Origin of the sequence: Paranoxybacillus vitaminiphilus, assembly GCF_003259935.1 — a bacterium.
Lineage (GTDB): Bacteria > Bacillota > Bacilli > Bacillales > Anoxybacillaceae > Paranoxybacillus > Paranoxybacillus vitaminiphilus.
This window is the reverse complement of the sequence record NZ_QLMH01000037.1, coordinates 1-7,876: the sequence shown is the minus strand read 5'-3', so window position 1 is coordinate 7,876 and position 7,876 is coordinate 1. Positions and strand designations below refer to the sequence as shown.

Annotated in this window: 7 protein-coding genes and 2 pseudogenes; 6 read left to right on the top strand and 3 right to left on the bottom strand. The window is 35.3% G+C overall.

The features are described from left to right. The first annotated feature begins 307 nt into the window (after positions 1 to 307). Entirely contained in the window at positions 308 to 490 is a 183-nt protein-coding gene (locus B0I26_RS17660; protein ID WP_181502995.1) for a DUF4083 family protein, read from the top strand. A gap of 45 nt (positions 491 to 535) precedes the next feature. After that, positions 536 to 910 (top strand): annotated as a pseudogene (locus B0I26_RS17655) (hypothetical protein); the annotation flags it as partial. A gap of 305 nt (positions 911 to 1,215) precedes the next feature. Here B0I26_RS17655 and B0I26_RS17650 read toward each other — a convergent pair. Both B0I26_RS17650 and B0I26_RS18940 read right to left on the bottom strand, forming a co-directional pair. Further along, positions 1,216 to 1,746 carry a GNAT family N-acetyltransferase gene (locus B0I26_RS17650; protein WP_111646657.1) on the bottom strand — a complete coding sequence of 177 codons (531 nt, stop codon included), beginning with the start codon at positions 1,744 to 1,746 and terminating at the stop codon, positions 1,216 to 1,218. A gap of 471 nt (positions 1,747 to 2,217) precedes the next feature. Then, positions 2,218 to 2,653 (bottom strand): annotated as a pseudogene (locus tag B0I26_RS18940) (tyrosine-type recombinase/integrase). 243 nt (positions 2,654 to 2,896) lie between these two features. On the opposite strand from B0I26_RS18940, the gene B0I26_RS17640 reads away from it, so the two are divergent. Next, entirely contained in the window at positions 2,897 to 3,172 is a 276-nt protein-coding gene (locus B0I26_RS17640; RefSeq protein ID WP_181502997.1) for a nucleotidyltransferase family protein, read from the top strand. A 14-nt stretch (positions 3,173 to 3,186) separates the two neighbouring features. After that, positions 3,187 to 3,489, top strand: coding sequence for a HepT-like ribonuclease domain-containing protein (locus tag B0I26_RS17635; RefSeq protein ID WP_111646655.1), 303 nt, complete (start codon positions 3,187 to 3,189; stop codon positions 3,487 to 3,489). Between the two features lie 303 nt (positions 3,490 to 3,792). On the opposite strand, the gene B0I26_RS17630 is transcribed toward B0I26_RS17635, so the two are convergent. Next, a complete protein-coding gene (locus B0I26_RS17630; RefSeq protein ID WP_111646654.1) occupies positions 3,793 to 6,117 on the bottom strand; it encodes a TOTE conflict system archaeo-eukaryotic primase domain-containing protein in 2,325 nt (774 codons plus the stop codon). A 351-nt stretch (positions 6,118 to 6,468) separates the two neighbouring features. Here B0I26_RS17630 and B0I26_RS17625 point away from each other — a divergent pair, with 351 nt between their 5' ends. Both B0I26_RS17625 and B0I26_RS17620 read left to right on the top strand, forming a co-directional pair. Beyond that, positions 6,469 to 6,948 (top strand): hypothetical protein, encoded by a 480-nt coding sequence (locus B0I26_RS17625; RefSeq protein WP_111646653.1) that lies wholly within the window; start codon positions 6,469 to 6,471, stop codon positions 6,946 to 6,948. A 176-nt stretch (positions 6,949 to 7,124) separates the two neighbouring features. After that, a partial coding sequence (locus B0I26_RS17620; RefSeq protein WP_146612829.1) for a DUF4062 domain-containing protein occupies positions 7,125 to 7,876 on the top strand: 752 nt, incomplete at its 3' end.

Sequence of the window (7,876 nt, the reverse complement as noted above, 5' to 3'; positions counted from 1 at the left end):
AAATCCGGAACAATCCGCAAAAATTTTGCACATTATTTCCGAATCCGCCTGAAATAATTTGAAAAAGGGATTCTGAAATAATGTGCTAGTTTACAGTTTGTTGTAAAATGAAAGTGCTCTTGCATGAGGATTCTCCTTTGAAATGTAGGTTGGCACTTTCATTTTAAAGGGATTTTCCATGCAAGGGCTATTTTTATGTCTCGTGGGCTTTATCTAGCACCACGGGTAAATAATGCATATAACCAAAGGTTTCAACCATTGCTTTTCTCCTTATGGTACAATTAGGAAAAAAGAGGGTGGTGTTAAAATGGATTGGGGATCAATCATTTTTCAATTGGTCATGTTTGCTTTTCTTATTGCTTTTATGAGTGCGGTGTTCTTTGCAGTCAAATCATTAGTCATGAGAAAAAGTTCAGAGAGTAGTGCAGCACGAATTGAAAAGAAGCTGGATAGAATCATTGAACTGTTGGAGAAACAAAGCAAAGGATAACTCATTCTTTCAGAACGGTTTAGGGGGCCGCTTTCATCACCGTCTTTACCATGTAGCGTGATATTAGCACCTCTTAATAAGCAGAATAAGAATATAAAAGGGGTGGCACTAGTGTACAAGGTAAAGCTGACACCGAGCTTCCCACGAACGAGTATAAGTATCCATGCTCTTCACTTACCTGACCCCAGCACTTTGGGGAATTACGACATGTATGAAGGGTTTGCTTTTATTCCAGATGAAATCAGTTGGCGTTTCAAACTATATCCTTCTGCAGAAAAGTACGGCCCCACATGGGCAGGAAGAATTGACAATATTACCGCAGAAATGAAAGGGGTTCAAATACAAGTACGCCCTTCCAATTCAAAAACGGAGAAATTAGGGCCACCAATCTTAACGAATAGCATAAAATCCTGTAAATAAGTTTCCCGTACATGCGACTTTCGGTAGCGAAGATTATGTAAAAAACTAAGGATAACTGTTTCGGTTCAGAGAGAGAAAAACTTAAAATATCTGTTGAATTACCAATATTTGTAGCACAAAAATAACAATATAAAAAAACTCTTGGAATGAAAATCCGAGCGTTTTTAATATTTATTTTCTTTTTTGAACTACACACTCGTTCAATAACAATGCGATTTTTTCATAAATTTCTCTCAACAAAATGGAGGATTTCTTAAGTTACATTATAATTTTGAGCTTTTAGTTCAATTAATTTACGACCTCTACTAAATTGATTTTAACAAAGAGTAAACATTTGTATCATATGGAACTCCATTTTGATACATATACTTTCTCAGAACCCCTTCTTTTTGAAAGCCTAGTTTTGTTAGTAATTCGTTAGATGCTTTATTTTCAATGAAAACAATTGCTCCAATACGCGTTAAATCAAGTTCTTTAAATCCATATGATATAACTTCAGAAACAGCTTCAGGTGCATATCCTTTTCGCCAATACTTTGGATGAAGCTCATAGCCTATTTCCGCTCTCCTATGTTTAGGAGACCAAGCGTTAAACCCGATTGTTCCGATAATCCCTTTCTTGCCCTTTATTTCGATTCCCCATCTAATGCCACGTTTTTCTTTGTAGTTCTTTGCAAAAAACTCAACAAGTTCTTCTGCTTGCTCTATGCTTGTTAAAGTATCTAGTCCATAATAACGTGTCACATCGCTATTAGAAAAGCAATCGAAGATACCTTGGGCATCTTCTTTACCAATTTCTCTCAATAGCAGTCTTTCTGTTTCTAGTATTGGAAACATTCTTCCACTCCCTTTTTGGTATAAAGTTCAAATGTATTCACTACTTTAAAAATGACCCCTTTCTTTCTTCAATAGACTACCCCTAAATTGAATAGCCTTTACAAAAATATTAACACAAAATTCCATATTATCTTTAAAAAAATCATCCTATTATGACAAGAGGATGATTTATCTGTTTAAGGTGAATTACCATCGCCACGAACCGGCATTAAAGGTTTTTCTAGTATGGATTTTGGACAAAAACATTTGTTGCATTTTCTACTAGAAAGGGGTATCAAAAGGGGATTACGATGGAGTAAAATAGGTTGAACAACTTACTGAAAAACAATTACCTTATGAAAATTTTAAAGAATATTTATCGTTTATGTTAATTGCTCATAAATTATACTCAGAAGATATAAAAGTGGTTGTCGTAACTGACTATAATACAATCAATGGATATAGAAAACTGAAAGCAGCTGTAGATGAATATTATAAAAGTCGTATTAAATCTACAAGCAAAAGAAACGTATGTCTTATATGATGCAGTGAAAATCGCTTTGGCGGTAATCCAGCTTTTGCTAGCGTTTCTTTAAAAATTTTATGTAAACCCCGTGGATCTAGTTTATTGCCGTTTTTATTGAAAAAAATTGGCTCTTGCGGATGCTTTTGATGCTCTAGCAAACAGTCTTTATATTGAATAAACAGCAGAACAACCATAGGGTGAAGGGGAGAAGCCGCTCTTTTTATCAAATATGCGTACAAATCGATTTTCTAAATCGATTTGTTGCCATGTTAAGTTTACCAACTCTTGGCGGCGTATCCCCGAAGTAGCAAGAAACTTGAACATAAGATGATTTCGATTCGAGTAACGCGAGCGATCTTGTTCTAGGAAGCGGAATAGCTGCTGTAATTCACTTAATAACATATAGACTTAAAAATGTTTCGAGAGGAAAGTTTGTTATAACGCAGCGAGGCCTTGATGCTTTAAAAAATAATTGGTATGGATTATTTGTAAACAATTATGCGTAACGGTACGAAAAGTATTTAAACGAACTCTTGCCTAAAGCAAGGTTTTTTCCTTTTGAAGAAGGATGCTATAATGAGGATATCAAGTATTAAGAAAACGGTGGTGATAAATTTGTTATCACAACAAGAAATACTTAACGAAATGTCCAGAAACTTAGATATATGGAAGGGAAAATATGGTGTAAAACGGATTGGTTTATTTGGTTCGTATAGCCGGGGAGAACAAAAGGAGTCCAGTGATATTGATGTGTTAGTGGAATTTATGGATCATGCCATGACATTCGATAATTATATGGATTTAAAATTCAATCTGGAAGATCATTTTCAAAAGCCGGTAGATTTAGTCATTTTAGATGATATCAAACCAGCATTAAAGCCTAGTATTTTAAGGAGTGCTAAGTATGCAGAGAGAGCCTAAAGTCTTTTTACAAGATATTCTCTGCAGAAAAAATTGAGAAATACACCAAGGGCTTATCTTATGATGATTTTCTAGACAATGACTTAGTGTCAGACGCGGTAATTAAAAATATATTAGTGATTGGCGAAGCAACGAAAAACATTCCAAATGAAATCCGACAAGCACACCCACATATCGAATGGAGAAAGATGGCTGGCATGAGAGATATGATGATTCACGGTTATTTTTCCATTAATTATCGAATTGTCTGGGATGTTGTTCAGAATAAGATTCCTAAGTTAAAACAACATGTTGAGCAGTTACTAAATGAAAATTAGAGTGGATATTTTTTTTAAAGACCAAATCTTTTTGAGTTAGCATAGAAGATGATAATCGATAATAATTTACTGTCGTTAAAAATCCATACTATCTATTTTCAACCGGCGTTCTCTTAAAATCTGTAGTTGCTCATCAAATGTAGTTGGGCGTTTAACATTTGCTGTATTTTCTAACCCCATAAATAAATGAAAAAGCCCCACCTTGGTACACATTGTTAAGAGTCGAGGTGGGTTCTGCTAATTTAATCGTAATCTTGTGTAAGTGAAGTGAAATGAAACATATGCCTATTTCTATAACTAAGATTAAAACAACTTCATCTGTTCGTTGTACGAAGTGTTTTTTTCATCTATAACATATCCCATTGCGCGATACCCCTCTAATCTTTTTTCAAACATCTTTTGCATAATCGGGATTTTTTTATCCACGTAGTCATATACACGTACTTCTTGTTTATTTGCATGAATTCGATGCAAGCGTCCGACATATTGTTGCAGGGTGCCTTTCCATGAAATTGGCATTGCTAAGAATAGAGTATCTAATCGGGCATTGTCAAATCCTTCGCCGATATATTTTCCTGTTGCAATCACTAATCTTTCCATGTCATCAGGAATGGAAGCAAGTCGTTGCAATTGTTCCATCCGTTCTTTTTTCGTCATATTCCCGGAGAGTACAATAATATTTTTGGCAAATCCTTTAAATAATTGCTTCAAAATTTCAATATGCTCAATTCGTTCCGTTAAGATTAACGGACAGCGGCCTTCTTCAAGTGCAGACAACACATCATCAAATAATTGCTGATTTCGCCGTTCATTGAGTGCTATTTCTGTATAAAGTTGCTGAATATCGTTGTGTGAGGACATAAAGTTCGTGTACCTCGGAATTAAACGATGAACAAATGGCCTTACTTTTGCTTGTATTTTCCCGTCAATTTTATAACGAATAGGACCACACTGCATGTGAATAATAGGATGTAAACCATCTTTACGAATCGGTGTAGCCGTTAGACCATACACATACTTGGCGCGAACTTGTTTTAACACTTGTTCAAAGCTAAAGGCGGAAATATGATGGCATTCATCGACAATGATTTGGCCATATTGAGTAATAAATGACTTCAACTGACCCTTGTAATTTAAGCTTTGAATGGTTGCTATATCGATATTTCCTGTTATTTTGTTTTTTCCGCCGCCAATTTGTCCGATTTCTTTTGATGAAATATTAAGAAACGTTGATAATTGCTCTAACCATTGTTGCATCAACTGTGTACGATGAACGATGACTAACGTATTGGTTTTTCGCTCCGCAATAAGAGCGGCCGCTATAACCGTTTTACCAAAACCAGTGGTTGCTGAAAGAACACCTGTATTGTGTTTCAATAATTGTGATATTGCATCGTGTTGCTGGAAAGTTAACTCACCTTGAAATTCCACATCAATCGTCTGGCCATCGAATTGATCATCAATGATTTCAGTTTGAATGGATAATGACGATAAAAGGTTGATAACCTCCTCCAAACAGCCACGAGGTAAGACCAAATATCCTTCCTCATCCCAAGAGCAATTAATCACTCGCGGTATTCCGTATGTAGACATGCGATTTTTCTGGGCTCTATAAAATTCAGGATTCGCTAACGTTGCTAGTTTCGTCAACTTAGTTAAAAGAGAAGAGGGGGCTCTATCTTTTAGAATGTATAGACCATTCTTTAATTCAATAGTAATTTTCTCTGGATACACTTCGTTTACAGTAATAGATTTATTTTCGTAAAGCTGTACCACATCTTGTACTTCTTTTTTTGTCATCGTTTGAACAGAAGATAAATACATCCATTGGTCTGGATAAGGAGTAAAGGATTCATCTACAAATACACTATTGCCGTTTGTCCTTGGCTTTCGCTGAAGCGGCAATGCAATTAAATTTCCGAATCCGCCTTTTGGAAGCGTATCTTGATTCGGGAATAATCGATCATAGGAGTCTAAACCTACTTCATATCGTTTTTCCATTGTTTTAGCGAGCAATGTCATTCCCATTTTGCGAGCTAATGAAGCAGGAATCGCTTCGGAGAAGAAAATCCATACGTGTGCACCATTCCCAGATCTTGAGCGTTCAATGCTATACGGTACGGAAAACTCTTTACATACACGAACAAACGCCAACACATCCTCTTGCCAATTCTTTTTGTCAAAATCAATCGCCAAAAAGAAACACGTTTCATCTTTTTGCATTGGATAAATTCCAACCGTATGCTTCCCGCTTAAATGATCGTAAAGCACTTGATCATTTAGCGGTAGCAATGTTCGATGCTGACACTCACTGCATTTTATCTCCGGTTTTCGACAAATAGGCGGTTGCCACTCATAGGCGCAAGCAGGCGTATATCCCGCGCGGCCGTTTTTTGATTCCCAGCGAACCGCATATACATCTGTTCGTCCTCTAAAAAGTCGCTTGAATAATCGTATCTTTTCTTCCGGTGACGATTGGTTGTTCACTATAGAACTAGCCGTAGTTACAGAATGATTGTTTTCTTTCTTTTGCATCATCATTGAAAGAATGTGTTTTAAATATTCATTTTCTTTCCTTAAACGTTCACATTCCGCAAGAGCTTGTTGCAACTGAACCCGGATGTCCATGACTTTACCTCTAAAACATTTATTTAACTCTGTAATGATATTGTAAAGCATTGAGTTAGGAGTGTAAAAGTAATCATACAAAATTAAGCAACTCTTTATACTAGTATTTAATTAAATCACTTATTTTTATTTAAATCACTCTAATGAAGAAAAACTTATCATTGGAGGCGGAGGAATTTAGCGGTTTTTGTCGAACTTAAGTTCTAATGAATGTTTTTAAAGTAATTTTTATTCTAAAAAAAGATTTAAGATTAGAGCAACACATGATTTGTGTGTGACGATATACATATTCAGTTTCAAACATTTTCAACACTATTCTAATTAAAATTAGGTAGGTGTAGGTGATAATTCGTGAAAGATGGTTTAACATCAATTGTAGTTCCACTTGTGGTTGGAATTGTACCTGCTTTTATTTCATATTTAGGAGCTCGGTATCAAGCGAATAGTGCACTACAAACTGTTAAAGAACAACAGCAGGCAGAGTTGCAAAAATTGAAAGAACAACAGAGTGTTGATTTGCAAAAGCTAAGAGAACAACAACAGGCGGAGCTAGAAAAACTAAAAGAGCAGCAGAATGCAGAGATACAAAGAATAAGAGAGCAGTCTTTGCGTGATATAGAGAGAATAAAGGTTGAAATGGAAAAACAAGCAGAACTTTATGAAAAGAATGCCCAAACGGATATCATAAAAGAGTTGTTTGGAAAAGCAATTGAAGGGGACATGTCTGTATTCGAAAACTTGGAGAAGTTAGATAAATTATCTAAGCAGATGCAGAAAGGAATCTTTGTTAAGAACCTCAAATATCCTGCGAATAAAAGAAAAAAAGGGTAAGACAACAATATTTCATTAATCAAATAGATTCTAACTTCATAAATTCATGACACAAATGAAACTCTATGAAAAAATTCTCGAATCAAGTTATCAAGCCTTAAGACACGAATTAGCAAACATTCCTAAAATTGCTATGGATTTGGGAGATTGTTTAAAAAGTAAGGCGGTGTTGTAATATGGATAGAACTACTATTTTTATAAGTTCTGTTGCACAAGATGCTCTTTCCTCTATACGAAACGCTGTATTTGAAGAATTAAAAAATATGGGGCATGAACCTATTCGCTTTGAAGATAGTATGCGATATATTCATCAAGATGCCATCCGAACTTGTTTGGAGTACGTATCAAGAAGTGATATCTTTCTGCTATTTATCGCGGATAAAGCAGGAACATTCTTAGAGGATGAAGGGAAAACTGTTACTCACCTTGAATTTTTACGTGCATATCACGAAAATAAACGTCTTATCGTGTATGTTCACGATATAGTTCTTGACACCTATTTTCGGACGATCAGACCTCAAATAAAACAATCGTTAGTACAGTATTTAAGCGAACACGGTAAAGAACCGGATTCAATGTTGAAATTTATAAGCGAAAACATTAAAGAGGAGCCTCATATTGCCGAAAATTATGTATGGTACTTTCTTTATGATGCAGAACAAAAAGGTATATATTTTGAAAAATGCTCATTAGGTGTCGAAATTCTTTCAAACATAAAAAGCTATCTTTCAGCTCTTTTCAAAGAAAGCCTTCAATACTTAAATATTCGTTCTGAAATTGAACGGAGCTTAGAACATGTAGAATTATACGGGGATTTTTATGAACTGTCACTTGAATTCATAAGTTTATTGCAGAATGGGCAAATTACAAATTGGAGAAGGCTATTAGCGCTTTTACGATCTAAGATGGTCGGCTGCAATATTTACTC